Origin of the sequence: Thomasclavelia saccharogumia DSM 17460, assembly GCF_000686665.1 — a bacterium.
GTDB classification, from domain to species: Bacteria; Bacillota_I; Bacilli_A; order Erysipelotrichales; family Coprobacillaceae; genus Thomasclavelia; species Thomasclavelia saccharogumia.
In genome coordinates this window covers 38,992-54,438 of the sequence record NZ_JMLH01000014.1, presented here as the reverse complement: position 1 = coordinate 54,438, position 15,447 = coordinate 38,992, and the positions used below count along the sequence as shown (strand labels likewise).

Annotated in this window: 10 protein-coding genes; 5 read left to right on the top strand and 5 right to left on the bottom strand. The window is 27.5% G+C overall.

Translation table 11 applies throughout. The features are described from left to right. Positions 1–578: 578 nt before the first annotated feature. The 5 genes from BR82_RS0104855 to BR82_RS0104835 all read right to left on the bottom strand — a co-directional run bounded on the left by BR82_RS0104855 (position 579) and on the right by BR82_RS0104835 (position 8,765). The gene (locus BR82_RS0104855) at positions 579–1,178 is read right to left on the bottom strand and encodes a Jag family protein (protein WP_027089269.1); all 600 of its coding nucleotides are present in this window, start codon (positions 1,176–1,178) and stop codon (positions 579–581) included. A gap of 12 nt (positions 1,179–1,190) precedes the next feature. After that, positions 1,191–2,093 carry a YidC/Oxa1 family membrane protein insertase gene (locus tag BR82_RS0104850; RefSeq protein WP_027089268.1) on the bottom strand — a complete coding sequence of 301 codons (903 nt, stop codon included), beginning with the start codon at positions 2,091–2,093 and terminating at the stop codon, positions 1,191–1,193. Continuing rightward, positions 2,094–2,432, bottom strand: coding sequence for a ribonuclease P protein component (gene rnpA / locus BR82_RS0104845; RefSeq protein WP_027089267.1), 339 nt, complete (start codon positions 2,430–2,432; stop codon positions 2,094–2,096). A gap of 38 nt (positions 2,433–2,470) precedes the next feature. Further along, positions 2,471–2,605 (bottom strand): 50S ribosomal protein L34, encoded by a 135-nt coding sequence (gene rpmH, locus BR82_RS0104840; RefSeq protein ID WP_003535525.1) that lies wholly within the window; start codon positions 2,603–2,605, stop codon positions 2,471–2,473. Between the two features lie 220 nt (positions 2,606–2,825). Next, on the bottom strand, positions 2,826–8,765 hold the full coding sequence (locus BR82_RS0104835) for an alpha-N-acetylglucosaminidase TIM-barrel domain-containing protein (protein WP_161635120.1): 5,940 nt from the start codon (positions 8,763–8,765) through the stop codon (positions 2,826–2,828). A gap of 636 nt (positions 8,766–9,401) precedes the next feature. On the opposite strand from BR82_RS0104835, the gene dnaA reads away from it, so the two are divergent. From dnaA to gyrB, 5 genes are all read left to right on the top strand, one after another. Beyond that, positions 9,402–10,748 carry a chromosomal replication initiator protein DnaA gene (gene dnaA, locus BR82_RS0104830; RefSeq protein WP_027089265.1) on the top strand — a complete coding sequence of 449 codons (1,347 nt, stop codon included), beginning with the start codon at positions 9,402–9,404 and terminating at the stop codon, positions 10,746–10,748. 144 nt (positions 10,749–10,892) lie between these two features. Beyond that, positions 10,893–12,002 carry a DNA polymerase III subunit beta gene (gene dnaN / locus BR82_RS0104825; RefSeq protein ID WP_027089264.1) on the top strand — a complete coding sequence of 370 codons (1,110 nt, stop codon included), beginning with the start codon at positions 10,893–10,895 and terminating at the stop codon, positions 12,000–12,002. A 206-nt stretch (positions 12,003–12,208) separates the two neighbouring features. Next, the gene (gene yaaA, locus BR82_RS0104820; RefSeq protein WP_027089263.1) at positions 12,209–12,415 is read left to right on the top strand and encodes a S4 domain-containing protein YaaA; all 207 of its coding nucleotides are present in this window, start codon (positions 12,209–12,211) and stop codon (positions 12,413–12,415) included. Further along, positions 12,415–13,512 carry a DNA replication/repair protein RecF gene (gene recF / locus BR82_RS0104815; protein ID WP_027089262.1) on the top strand — a complete coding sequence of 366 codons (1,098 nt, stop codon included), beginning with the start codon at positions 12,415–12,417 and terminating at the stop codon, positions 13,510–13,512. The genes yaaA and recF overlap by 1 nt, the downstream gene beginning before the upstream one ends. Further along, on the top strand, positions 13,512–15,437 hold the full coding sequence (gyrB, locus tag BR82_RS0104810; protein WP_027089261.1) for a DNA topoisomerase (ATP-hydrolyzing) subunit B: 1,926 nt from the start codon (positions 13,512–13,514) through the stop codon (positions 15,435–15,437). Before recF ends, gyrB begins: the two co-directional genes overlap by 1 nt. Positions 15,438–15,447 lie beyond the last annotated feature (10 nt).

The window sequence follows — 15,447 nt, the reverse complement described above, 5'->3', positions numbered from 1 at the left end:
TGTTGATATGCAAATTATTTTGACTCAAAAAACTACTGTTTATGCATTCGTAAATTAGTTAAAATTAAATATAACTAATTTAATTTGATAATATTTTATTCAAATTATTTTATGCCGAGAAAACTTATTTATAGTGGATATTCCTAAGTTATACTTTTTCATAAGCAAAATCTTCTTGATTTTGCTTGGTTTTAACGGTCCTTAGGAATTTGGCTCCACTGTAAATAAAGAAATTAGAATAAATTAATTTGATTGTTTGTGCCATTATATTTTGCTATTTTTTACTAATTAGCTCATATCTTTTACTTCTGTTATTCAATTTAATTTGCCAAAAATTTGTTAAAATAAAATGCTAATCAACATTTTGAGCCATACTTCTATCACCTTTCCTTTCATATATGATAACCTAACAACTTTAATATATATCGGAAAGGTGAATATTTGTATAACTTTTTTATCGTTCCACCTGCATAGCAGGTGGTTTTTTATTTCGCATACTTCGTATGCTCAACTGACTAAAGTCTATATATTCATACTTGTATGAATATTAAAACGAAAAAACACATGATACCATGTGTTTATTCTACATATGAAATAACCATATGTCTATTTTTTCCTTCACCATGACTCTCTGTTTTGACATGTTCTAATTTAGACAATTCCTGATGCATAACTTTACGTTCATCGGCAGGCATTGGATCTAACTTAATATCAGATTTTGTTCTTAATACTTGTTTACCTAATCTTCTTGCCATTGAAGCAACTTTCTTATAACGATCTTCTTTATATCCATTAATATCAATACTTAATTCAATTCTTTTTTTATATGTAGTACTAACAGCATTTTTTACAATAAAATTAATTGCTCGTAAAATAACTCCTGCTTTTCCAATTAATATTGAATTATTACTAGTATTTATATTGCAATAGATACGCCCATCTTGCAAGTATGATACTGTTTCAATTTCAAATCCCATGTCACTAATAAAACGTCTTACATATTCTTCAATATATTCTTGAACCATTGAAACAGTATAACATTCAATTTCTGCTTTTTTAGTAAAAAATGTTCTTGTTTCACTTATTACTTCATAATTTAAATCATCTATAGTTACACCTAAATCTTGACAGGCTAAATTAATTGCATCTTGAACTGTCCTTGCAGTATATCTTTTCATCATTTTATTCACCTACTTCTTGCTGTTCATAAAATTATTAGTAGTTGAGGAATCAATCTCTTTTTTTACTTTTTCAATATGGAAAAATTGAATATATACAGTTCTAACTACATTAATAATATTAGTTGTAATCCAGTATAAAGACATAGCTGCTGGCATTGTTGCAGCTAAATAAACAATAAAAATTGTCATTACATTATTCATTGTATTCATTGATTGCATTTGTTGGCTTGGACGATATTTTGGTGAACGTTTAGCCATAATTTGTGTAATCTGCATTGCTAAAAATTGTGTTCCTGCTACTACTAATAATAATATTATATAACCAATATCAAAATCTAAAATATGATTAAGTGGTTTTTCACCTAAATTAATACCAAAAATCACAGTTTTATACAAAGCATCGATTCTTTGTACTGCCTGCCACATAGCAAACATAATTGGCAAAGTTAAAAATGTTGCAAATGAACCAAACATGCTTACATTATGTTTTTTGTATAAATTTTGAATTTCAGCACTTTGACGCATTTGTGAAGCTTGATCATTACGCCCTTTATATTTACGTTGTATTTTTTCTAATTCTGGTTGTAACAACTGCATCTTTTGAGTTGATACAGTTGATTTAATCATTATTGGTAAAGTAATAAGATTAACAACAATTGTAATTCCAATTACTCCAATAGCTACATTTCCCACAAATTGATCAATAAATAAAATTCCTTTTGCTAATGGAATAACAAATAAAAAATCAAACCACCCAGCACTTAATGACCAAGGTGTTGACATTGTTATTGCACGAGATGCAATAAGTTCACCATTTTTATCAAGATTTTGTGCACATCCTGTTAAAATAGTGACTAAGAAAACCAAACAAAATACTTTTAAGATTTTTTTAGTTTTTTTATCTAATACCATTTACCCTTCCATCCTTTTTAATATTTTTTTATACAAATATTTTAGCTCATTTAGATTAGAATTAAAATCTAAATCTAAATATTTATTTCTTACTATAACAATATAGTCACAACTATCATTAAAATCTATAGTTTGTTGAACGATCATTCTAACCTGTCGTTTGATTTTATTTCTAACCACTGCTTTACCTAATTTTTTACTCACAGATATTCCAACACGTGCATGACCCACATCATTTTTTAAGTAATAAATAATAAAAGATTGATTAGCTATACTTTGTTTCTTCTTAATAATATAACTAAAATCTTCATTTTTTTTAACCCGATAATTTTTTTTCATAATTTTTAGAAAAAAAACCCACCGTAAAGTGGATTTTCTTAAGCAGATAAGACTTTTCTTCCTCTTTTACGGCGACGTGCAAGTACTTTTCTTCCTCCTACAGTAGCCATTCTAGCTCTAAAACCATGAGTTTTTGATCTTTTTCTTTTATTTGGTTGATATGTTCTTTTCATTAATTACACCTCCAAAATTTTTATACTTTTTATACAAATAACATATGCTCCCCCATTTTATATGAAAAACCTCTTTAAGTCAATGAAATTCAAGGAAAAAGTAAATTTAGATAAAACTAACAGTTATCATAGATAATCTAAATAATAAAATTAAAAAAAGCATAACAAATTTACTAAAATTGTTATGCTTCCATTTTTCTAATATAAATAATTTTTTAAACTAATTTTCTTCTTTTTTATATCCAGACAAAATAGTAATTATACTTAATAAACTAAGTCCTGCAAATAGACTAATTAATGTATCATCTCCGGTATTGATACTTATTACTTTTTTGCTTACTGATGCTTCATTTACTACTAGTCCATCTAATCCTTTTGTTAAAACATCTTTGGCATTATCTATCTGCTCTTGACTTGCTTCTGGATCTTCTAAGATTGCATTGGCTTCATTTAAAGCATTTGCTACTACTGCCCATGATTCAGCACTATAATTAGCAGCATTTAAACCATTTGTCTTATTGATTAATTCTTGTAATAAGTCTTTATTTGGTTTTAATCTTAAGTCTAAGAAAGCTTTTACTAATTCTGTATATACTTCATCGACTTCATCCTGCATTGCGTTAACATCTGCTAATACATCATTTGCTTTTTCTAATACTGGCAACATTGCATTCCATGAGGATTCAATGTATTTACTTTCATCTAATCCATTGATTTGATCTACTTGTTTTTGTAATGCTGTTTTATCACCTTTGTAGAATTCCAACATCTGCATTACATTTGCTAGTCGATCAAAGGCACTATCTACTTCAACTTGTGTAGCTTGTCCATTATTGTATACTGCTTTAGCATTTTCTAATGCTTCATTGAATTCACTTACTACGGCTGGTACGACATTTTCTAAATCAGCAGTTTCTGCCATATCAATAGCTATAGCTAATTTTATTTTATCTCTATCACTAGCAACTTTTACTAAGTTATCTTTAGCTGTTTGTAATAAATTAAAAGCATTATCTACATCTGTTTGACTAGAATTACTATTATCTAAAATAATTTGTTTTGCAATCATTAACTGGTCATCAAAATTTCTCCATGATATTTCTGTATATAATTTTTGATCAATTTTTACACATTCTTCTACTAATTTAACAAGTTCGGCAATATTTCCTCTTAATGTTAATTTATCAGCAGTTTCATTTAATCTTGTATTAATTTCATCGATTATTTCTTGATTATAAGTATCTTTTTTACAAATAATCTGTGCTTTATCATATACTTCTTTAAATTCCATCCAGCTTGTAATTGTAGTATTATTTTCATCATAACCCGCATTTATTTTTTCTTTTACTAAATTTAAAGTATCTTTTAAATTTGAATTATCGCTTGTTTGATATACTTCAATTTCTGATATTCCTGGATATGGAGACCCAGCATCAGTAGAATATGAGTTAATTGTTACTTTAACATCTTTAATTACTTGATTATTCATATTGATAATAAATGTATAGCCATTTTTTGATCCAGTGGAATTCGTATATACTTTTTCCCAATCACCATTTTCTTTTTGTACTAAAACATCAAATCCTAATTGTGTATTACGATAACCATTTTCTTCAAAAGCAACTTTTATATAATTTATAGAATAACTCTTATCTAATGTTACTCCTCCAGATACTGGTAAATTAGTTCTTGAATTAGCAACCCAGCAATCTTCAAAATTACCATTATTTATCTTTTCTTTTGAATAAGAACTCATTAATTCATTATCAGCATATGGTGTTCCTAAAGGTGCAACGTTTGTATTATCTTCATGAATAAGATAATTTTTAGCTAATTCTAAATAACCCTCTGCCTGATATATTTTATCATTTGTAGCCGTGTCAATATTTTCAAAAATATCTTTAGCTTGTTGATAATAATATTGATATTTAGCAAAATATTCAGATATATATTCATTTTTATCTTCATTTGCTAAATTATCTATATCATTTTTCAATTTACTAATATCTACTAAATTATTAACTGCATTTTTTAATGTATCAATTGCATTTTTATAATCACTACTATTACTATTTACATCATTTATAATAATTTGAGCATTATCAATAGCTTTTAAAAGAACATTATAACTTAATTTAGAATAATTATTTTCATCTAATGACATTGCTTCATCAACTAAATCATTTAACTGATTAATTAAATTACTTGCAAATGATATTTGAAGCTCATCAATGACTTTACCATCATTAACTAATTGAATTGTTGTTTTATCATTAACAATTGTATCGCCTGATAAAACATTTCCATCTTCAACACATTGTAATTCACCACTTCCAGCATATAAAAATGATAACAATTCATCTACTGTAATTCCATCTTGAACTCCATTTATAACCCTGTTTTCAATAAACATTGATGTGCCATCTATTAGCTGGATTCCTTTACTTGAATAAATTTTCATTTCGCATAATGCTGGATAAATTCCACCATTAGTCTCAAAAGTAATTTTCACATCATTAACTAATTTAGCTTCATCTAATGGAATATTTATTGTATATGATTTATCTTCCTCATTATAACTTTGACCACTATAAATTTTTTCCCAGTCTTCATCATTATTTTTAGTTTCAATATAAAATTTCATTATATTATTTCCTAATACTGGACGTGTTTCAAAAATCAACTGTAATCCATAAATTGAATATTCTTGATTAAATTTAATTCCTGCACTTACTGGAGTTGCTGAAGTTTGAGCAATCCACATTGATCCAGCATTATTGTCATTAATCCGACTTGCAGCATAGCTTCCTAAAGTTGTATCTGCATAAGCAGTTCCTTCTGGAGCAATATTTTCATCCACAATTTTATCTTTTTGAGCTTGTCCAGTTAAATAACCATCACATATTTCTAAATATATTTCATCTAATCCTCGATATTCTTGATTACCATCAGCATCTTTTACTGTCGTAGAATAATTAACATCATTAGTTACAACATTCCAACCGATGTTAAAATAATCTTGATTACTTGATGGAGCAGTAAAATTACCTGTTTGCATTGCATCGTCTAATCGATCTAACCATAATTTCCACATTTCATAACTATAATCTTGTTCTAAACCGTTATATTGTCGATGGGCATATGTTTGTAAGGTCTTAGAACTCCAAATACTGACAATAGCTTTAGCATTGATTATCATCATATCCTTTGAATAATCATCATATGTACTACTATTTCGTGGATCACTATAGAAATTAGTTGCTTTTGATATCCATGTACCATATAACGAATCTTTTTCAAAACCTGCTATTTCATCTATAAGCAAAATACTATTTAATAGCTTATCTTTATATTTTGTAAAGATTTCATAATTTTTACTATTATATGCCTCATTTATACGTTCAAAAAATTCTACTTGGCTATTGGCAACAGTCTGTCTTAAAATATCAACTACATCATAAACATAGCATTCATTATCTTTAAATTTATCAAAATCTTTCATTAATAAATCAGTTGCTTTTTCAAATTTTGTCGGATCATATGTTAATTTATAATTTCCTATTACAATCTCTGGATTGAATGATGGACGCATATTAGTAATACAATTTACATTACCAGTATGATATTTTGCACTTCCATCTTCATTATTAGCACCATAAGCAGTAGATAATAAAATTTTCCATGCTTCCCAAGCATTTTGAGAATATTCACCATAACGTCTAGTAATATATTCTTTTAACCATGTCTCAGTATCTTTAGATTCACTTTCCCAAGCCATTTCCCAAAATAAATCATAATTGACTGGGTTTAAAAGTGTTCCCTCTGGTGTGATTCCGATTCCTTTCATATGCTTTGATTCATTATTTGCTTTTGTAATTTGAGTTGCTAAATATTCTAATTCACCATGCATTCCTGTTCTTCCACCATAGTTATCCAACATACAAAATACCCATGATGTTCCACCAAACTCTTTACCATTCCAATTTGTAGTGTTACTCCAATGAGGATTTTCTGTAGCATCCAAATCTAAAACAAGAACATGATCTTCTTTATTTTCACCAAAGCCTTCTAAAATTTCAGGATTAGGATTAGATAACCATGATTGAATTACCCATACAGCATTTTCGTCATATTTCATCATTTGATCTAAAATATGTGCTGACATTTGTGGTTTACTTAAATCAGGAGGAATAATTCCACCTTCATGAGCTAAATCACCAGCATAAAAGTTTGTAATTTGTCCATAAATATATTCTTGTGTATCATAAAATTTCTGAGCTAAATCATCATAGCCATTATAAGTCGTTTTTAATATTGGAGGACGTGTAAATCCTGACCAATCACCTTGTTCAACCATATATGGATTAATATCTTCATAGCCATAATCTTCCATTAACGTTTGATTAGCAATATCAGCAAAATGTTCTGGCATAGCTCCCATAAAACCTTGTAAACAAGGCTTCATACCTAAAACAGTCATTTTACGTTGATTAGTTCTTGCCATTTCAACTGTATCGATAACCCATTCATCACTAACTGGTCCACCATAAGACTCTAAATTACCCATTAACCACCAGGCTTTATATGAATAACCACATACAAATGATTTTGCTTCTTCAATATCATAACCATAATTTTGTAAATACTCTATCCATAATGCTTCAGTAGCAGTAGTATCCAAAATCAAATTAACTCCATTTAATGCAAAATAATCTAATTCTCTTTGCCATTCATCGTATCCCCAAAATGGCATTGTATAAGATAATGTACAATAATTATAAGCATAACGTATCTCATAAGGTGATTCTTTATAGATAACCTCATTTAATACTGGAATAGTATCTGGCATTTTTACTTGCTTAGTTTGCTGTGAAATATGAACATTACAATAATATTTCAAAAAATAATTTAATCCTGTAGTTAGAGATAAGCCTTCATTACCTTTAATATGAATTTTTCCATCTAAAGAAGATAGCTCATAATAATCTTTACCAGAATCATTTTCTGCTAATTCAAAAGTAAACCAATCATTATACTTTTCACCTAATATTCTTGTAATAACACCACTTACTTCTGCAAATACATCAGCATCATTAAAAGTATCGGCCATATCATATTTACCATTTTCATCACTAATAGCTTTAGTATCAACATGATAATTTTCTAATAGCCAGTCTTCATACGATTCTATATTTAAATCTGTACGTGTTTCAATTTTTTCAACATCACTTTTAGTTCCATAAACTTTTATTTCTGAAATTTGTGAGTTTGCCCCTTCTCCATTTGAATTTGCTGTTACATTTACTCGTATTACACGATATGTATTATTACTATCAAAAGTAAATTCATCACCATTTTCATTACTTTCTTTAAGTTCTGTTTTAGCAATTCGTTCAAAATGAACGCCATCTAAACTACCATACAATGAATAAGCAAATTTAATATTACCTTGAGGCATAAAAACTTTAATTTTTGATATATCATAATTTTCTAATAAATCAACATCTACATATTTAGGATAATCTTCACCAATCCATGAAGTTGATCTTTGTCCATCTACAACTAAAGATGAAAAATTACTATTAGTAGTTGATCTAGTAGGTTTACCATACGCAATATTATCAGGGTCATTAGGATCTATATCCGGAATATCAGGTACTTCATAATCAGGATTTTCCACACCATAGACCTCTAATTCATTTATATGCACACTAGTATTAGCAGAATTATATGTCATTTTTACTTTAACATATTTTGCAACTTTAGTTTCAAATAAATAAGTTTCTCCATTTACTGTTTGTAAAGTGTTATCAGTTTTTTCTCCTACTTTTTCATAGTTAAAGCCATCAACACTCGTGTAAACTTCATAATGGTAATAACGACTACCATTATAATATGGAACAACTGTTATTTTTGAAACATCAAAATATCCATCTAAATCAACTAATAATTCACTTGGATATAATCCTCCATCCCAATAAGTAGTCTTATCTCCATCTACTGCTCGAGATGAATTTCCATTACTTGCAATAGTTAATTTATTTAAAGCTACATTTGATAAACCATCATCGTTTTCAACAGCTTTAACATCAATAGCTAAATAGCTAATAATCATTGTAATAACTATTAAACTCTTAGCTATTTTCTTTAATATTTTCATATCTTTCCCTTCTATCGTTTTATACTCTATATCCTTTTTTACCATAATTATATTTTTAAAAAACTGAATCATTTAAATTTGTAAATACAAATAATCCATCACCTCTTTCTTATACACTTATAGCTATAACTATAATATTTAATTGAAATAATTCAGTTTAATTATAATTTTTATTTATTTAAACTTCTTTACTATATTATAACATCAAATAATTAGTAAAATTTTATAATCATTAGCAAAATAATATTATTTTTTATCCTACATTAGTTAATTGTGACATTCTTTAGCAGCAATTTTTAAGTTATCCACCAAAATACATATTTTGTGCACATAATTTGTTTAATGTGATTTTGTATGTGAATAAATGTGAAAATCAGCTAAAAATATTGTCATTATTATGTTTTACTTGTGAATATTTAGTGCATTATCATTTTTATCTACTAATTTCATCACAATTTTCACATTCACATCTTTTATTATGCACAAATAAAGTTGTGAATAATGTGAATAAGTTATAAAAACCTTAATAAATATAACAATTATTGTGAATAACTTTGTGAATAGAAATTTATCCTCTTTTTTGTTCTTTAATTTTACAATTTATTTGCTTATAATTATGATGCGGAGGTGAAAATAATGCGTGATAATAGTAAAATTTGGCAATTATGTCTTGATACTCTTGAAAGACAAAATTTACCTGAAGAACGAAAAATTGATAAAGTAATCATGGAATCTGTTTTCAGAAACGCTCAAATTGCTTCTATCAATAATAATAAGGTTACTATTACGACACCTTATTCCTTTAATGTAGAAACTATAAAGAATAATTTAAAAGATATTGAAGATATTCTTTCAGGTATGCTAGCATCACCAGTAACTGTAGAAATAATCGGTGAAGATGAATTTAAAAAATCAATCACTCAAGAAAAAAAAGAAACATTTAAAGACAATCTTAATCGAACTTTAACATTTGATAATTTCGTTGTTGGCGGATCCAATAGAATGGCCCAAAACGCAGCTTTGCTTGTTTCAACTAATCCAGGATCAAATTTTAATCCTTTATTCATTTATAGTAATCCTGGTCTAGGTAAGACCCATTTATTGAATGCAATTGGTAACTATGCTAAAGAGATAAATCCAGGTCTAAAGATTCGTTATATTACAAGCAAAGATTTTGTTGATGAAGTAATTGGTGCAATGAAAAGTAAAGATGGCGATGAAATCTATGCTAAGTATAAAACATTAGATATTTTATTAATTGATGATATTCAATTTCTCTTCAATAAAGAAAAAAGTAGTGAAATGTTCTTTCATATTTTTAATGAAATAATTAATAATAATAAACAGATTGTTATTACCAGTGATAAAATGCCTGAAGAACTCCAAGGTATTGAATCACGTTTAATAAGTCGTTTTAATTCCGGTTTAAGCTTTGGAATCGATCCACCGGAATTTGAAACAGCTCGAGCTATTTTAGAAAAGAAAATCGAAAATCTTGATAATCCATCTTTAGTTATTCAAGATGATGTTGTTGATTTCATGGCCAATCATTATTGTAAAGACATTCGTAGTCTCGAAGGAGCGTTAAAACGTTTATTCTTTTGCAGTATTATGAACCATACGAATACTATTGATATGTCTTTTGCACTTGAATCTTTTAAAGATGATAAAGTAGTTAAAAATCCTAAAAGTACCTTAACTAAAGAATTAATTTTAAAAACAACAGCAGAATTTTATTATTTAACGATAAGTCAATTGATTTCTAAAAATAAAACTAGAAAATTAACTACACCTAGAGAAATGTGCATGTATCTAATGCGTGAATTATTAGATATCACATTTGCAGAAATTGGTATGACATTTAGTAATCGTGATCATTCCACTGTTATGAAAGCTTGTGCTCGGGTAGAAACTAAGATAAAAAAAGATTTAGATTATAAATTAGCCATAGATAAGTTAAAAGAGAAATTAAATGTAAATTAAACACATTACTTCCACAATTTAAACACATTGTTATACACATAAAAAATATTGATTAAATCAATACTTTTTAACTTATACACATTATTCACAACCTAATAGTAATAATAAAATTTAAAAATAAAATATATTAAAAGGAGAAAAAATATGAATTTTAAAATAAAAAGACTTAAATTATTAAATGCTCTTTCTAAAGCTACTAAAGCTGTTTCTATTCGTAGTCCTCTACCTGTTCTTACTGGAATTAAATTTGATTTACATGATGATAGTTTAATTTTGACAGGAAGTGATTCTGATATTACGATTCAAACTAAAATTGAAAAAGATGATGATTTAATTATTTATCAAACAGGTGGAGTAGTTCTTAATTCACGATATATTTTAGATATTGTTAGAAAAATAGATAGTGATTATATTACAATTCAAATAATTGATGGTGCTTTAACAAGAATTTCAGGTTCAAATTCAAAATTTGATTTAAACGGTACAGATGTTTTAGATTATCCTCGAATAGATTTATCAAAAACAGGTACTAAAATACTTTTGAATTCATTAATTTTAAAAGATATCATCTCTCAAACTAAATTTGCAGCTAGTGATAAAGAACATAAACCTATATTAACAGGAATAAATTTTAAAGCTGCTAATAATCAATTAGAATGTACTGCTACTGATAGTTATCGTTTAGCTAAAAAAATTGTTAGTTTAAATGAAAGTGTAACATTTAATATTACCATTCCTCAAAAGTCTTTAGATGAAATATCAAAAATAATTGAAAAAGATGAGCAAATTGAAATATACGTATCGGATCGTAAAGTATTATATGTTTTTGATAATAATATTATTCAAACTAGATTAATTGATGGCAGCTTTCCCGATACTAATCGCTTAATTCCTGAAAGTTTTGATTATGAATTAGATTTGGATACTCACTATTTATTAAATGCTATTGATCGTGTTTCATTGCTTACAAATGAACAAAATAATATTATTAAATTAGATATGGATCCTGATAAAGTAGTATTATCTTCTTATATGCAGGAAATTGGTTCTGTTGAAGAAATATTAGATAAAGCTTTTTATAAAGGGGAGCCTTTAAGTATCTCATTTAGTTCAAAATATGCAAATGATGCAATCAAAGCATTTAATGATCCTAAAATAAAGATATTATTTACTGGAGAAATGAAACCTTTTATCATTAAAGATTATGAAAAAGATGATGTTATTCAATTAGTTTTACCAGTAAGAACTTTTTAAGCTACTATATGTAGCTTTTTTCGTGAAAGTATTTTTTTACTGGACATATTAATTATATGTGGACAAATTTTAAATATGAGCAACATTTAGTTAAAAATAACTTTTTTCACTTTTTTATTAAAAAGCTTTAAAATGCTTATTTTTTTGAATTTTAATATATTTTATGTTATAATGTGGCTAGGATTTTATAAAAAAAGAGGGTAATTATGAAAATAATTAAAATAAAAGATGAATATATAACTTTGGGACAATTTTTAAAATTTGCCGGATGTGTTTCAAGTGGTATTGATGCAAAAATTGTTATTAAAGATGGATTAGTTTTAGTTAATGGTGAAGTGGAGAGTAGAAGAGGTAAGAAATTACGAAGAGATGATATGATTGAATTTGATGGAGAAACATTTGTTATTGGTTAATGATAATTAAATCGTTATGTTTAACTAATTTTCGCAATTATAAACAATTCATTATTGATTTTAATCAGGATATTAATATTTTAATTGGTAGTAATGGACAAGGAAAGACTAATTTAATAGAAGCTATTTATTTACTTTCTGTGGGAAAGTCATTTAAAACACATATTAATAAACAAATGATTATGTTTGATTGTGATTTTGCGAAAGTTAATGGTGAAATCATTTCTAATAACAAGAAACGTAATTTAGAAATAGTTTTAGGAAATGATTTTAAAAGAGCTAAAATAGATGACCAGGATATTTATAAGATAAGTGAATATGTTGGTCTTTTAAATGTCGTAGTTTTTACTCCTGATGATCTTTATTTAATTAAAGGTAGTCCTAGTAACCGTCGTCGTTTCATTGATTTAGAGATTTCTAAAATATCACCGATCTATGTTTTTAATTTAAGTAAGTATAATGGATTGCTTAAAGAAAGAAACAAATATTTAAAAATTTTAAATCAAAGAAATCAAGATTGTGATGAATATCTTGAAGTTCTTGATGAGCAATTAGCTAAGTTACAAGTTGAATTAATTAAAAAGCGTCTTGATTTTATTAAGAAATTAGATGATAAAGTTAATTTAATTTATCAAAAAATTGCTAAAAGGGAAAGTGAAAAAGTAAGACTACGGTATAGTTGTTTTATTAAAGAAAAATTAACATATGAAAATATTTTATCTCTTTATAAAAAAAATCACCATCGTGATGTTCAGTATATGAAAAGTCATTTAGGAATACATAAAGATGATTTAAAAATATATATGAATGAAAATCTTGCTGATCTTTTTGCTTCTCAGGGTCAGCAAAGAACAATTGTTTTGAGTTTAAAAATTGCTTTGATTGATTTAATTAAAGATGAAATTGGGGAATATCCAATTCTATTATTAGATGATGTTTTATCAGAATTAGATCAAATGAGAAAAAATATGTTATTAGATATTTTAAATCAAAAGATTCAAACTTTTATTACAACTACTTCTATTGATGGTATTAATCATCAAATTGTAGAAAAGGCTAAGAAAATTTATATTGAAAGTGGCAAGGAGGCTACATAATGTCAGAAGAAAAAGTAGAACATAGTTACGATGAATCCGATATTCAGGTTTTAGAAGGACTCGAGGCAGTTCGTAAAAGACCAGGAATGTATATTGGAACAACTTCAATTAGAGGATTACACCATTTAGTTTGGGAAATCGTTGATAATTCAATTGACGAAGCATTAGCTGGGTATGCAAGTCATATTAGAGTGATTTTAAAAGATGATGATGTTGTTCAAGTTATTGATGATGGACGAGGAATGCCAACTGGAATTCATGCTAAAACGGGAATTTCAACTGTTGAGACAATTTTTACTGTACTACATGCCGGAGGAAAATTTGGTGGCGGTGGTTATAAAGTATCTGGAGGACTTCATGGAGTTGGAGCATCAGTTGTAAATGCTTTATCACAATGGCTTGAAGTTAAGGTTTATCGTGATGGACACATTTATTTCCAGCGCTTTGAAAATGGTGGTAAACCAGTAGATGAATTAAAAATTATAGGCGAGTCTAAAATTACGGGAACAGAGGTAACCTTTAAGGCTGATAAATTAATTTTTAAAGAAGGTACGGTTTATGATTATGATACATTAAGACAAAGAATTAGAGAATTAGCTTTTTTAAATAAGGGGTTACGTTTATCATTAGAGGATAAGCGTAATGGAGCTGATCATAAACATGAATATCATTTTGAAGGTGGAATCAAAGAATATGTCGCTTATATTAATAAGAATAAAACGCCAATTCATGATGAAGTTATTTATGTTGAAGATGTTCAGCAGGATATTACAATTGAAGTAGCAATGCAATATAATGATGGCTATCAATCAAATATTTATTCATTTTGTAATAATATTAATACTCATGAAGGGGGAACTCATGAAGAAGGATTCCGCTTAGCTTTAACAAGAGTCATTAATAATTATGCAAAAAATAAAGGTATTTTAAAAAAAGATGAAGAAGCATTATCAGGCGATGATGTTCGCGAAGGTTTGACAGCAATTATTTCTGTTAAACATCCTGATCCTCAGTATGAAGGGCAAACAAAAACAAAATTGGGAAATGCTGAAGTTCGAAAAATTTCAAGTAATATTATTAGTGCTTCATTAGATAAATTTTTATTAGAAAATCCAGATACTGCAAAAATAATTATTGATAAAGCAATCGTTGCCTCTAGAGCAAGATTAGCAGCTAAAAAAGCGAGGGAGATGACAAGAAGAAAAAATGTTCTTGAAGTTTCTAATTTGCCTGGTAAATTAGCAGATTGTTCAAGTAAAGATGCTAGCGAATGTGAGATTTTTATCGTCGAAGGGGATTCTGCCGGAGGAAGTGCAAAGATGGGTCGTGATCGACGGATTCAAGCGATTTTGCCATTGCGTGGTAAAATTTTAAATGTTGAAAAATCTAGACTTGAAAAAATTTTAGGAAATGCAGAAATTAGATCAATGATTACAGCATTTGGTACGGGAATTGGTGAAGAATTTAATTTAGATAAATTAAGATATCATAAAATAGTTATCATGACCGACGCCGATGTTGATGGTGGTCATATTAGGATCTTAATGTTAACATTTTTATATCGTTATTTAAAACCATTGATTGAAAATGGTTTTGTTTACGCAGCCCAACCGCCACTTTATTTATTAAAACATGGTAAAGATGAACATTATTGTTATAGTGATGAAGAATTAGAGGATTTAAAAACTAAAATTGGTGATGGGGCAAAATATAGTATTCAACGTTACAAAGGTCTTGGAGAAATGAATGCAGAACAACTTTGGGAAACTACTATGGATCCTGAAAAGCGAATTTTAAATCAAATTGATTTAGATGAAGCAATGGAAGCGGATATGATCTTTGATATGTTAATGGGTGAAAAAGTAGAACCTAGACGTGAATTTATTCAAGAAAATGCTAAATATGTTACTGATCTAGATATTTAATAAAGGAGAT